Source organism: Halomonas saccharevitans, from assembly GCF_900116405.1.
Classification (GTDB): Bacteria; Pseudomonadota; Gammaproteobacteria; order Pseudomonadales; family Halomonadaceae; genus Halomonas; species Halomonas saccharevitans.
Genome location: NZ_FPAQ01000031.1, coordinates 1 through 298 on the forward strand (window position 1 = coordinate 1; position 298 = coordinate 298).

General features: G+C 65.4%; 1 protein-coding gene. It reads left to right on the forward strand.

The annotated features are described in order from the left end of the window. Positions 1-113: 113 nt before the first annotated feature. On the forward strand, positions 114-298 hold a 185-nt coding region (locus BM388_RS17880; RefSeq protein WP_175535101.1), incomplete at its 3' end, for a hypothetical protein.

The following is a 298-nucleotide window of genomic DNA, read 5'->3' on the forward strand; positions in this document are numbered from 1 at the left end:
TGCTGTACTGCCGACGTGTCTTGCTCATGATCAGGGTCTCCTGGTCGGTCTGATCAGAGCTTAGCGCCTGGTCCGAATTTCAGGGACCACTTCACACGACGAGGAGAACGATCATGGTCAAATACCAACGAGTCATCGCCATCGCCCTGGCCGCCGGCCTGAGCATTGCCGCCAGCGGTGCCGCGTCCGCCCAGGGCACGCCGCAGGGCGGCCAGGGCAACATGGGCCCGGGCACGATGATGGGCGGCCAGGGCAACATGGGCCCAGGCATGATGATGGGCGGCCAGGGCGGCATGGG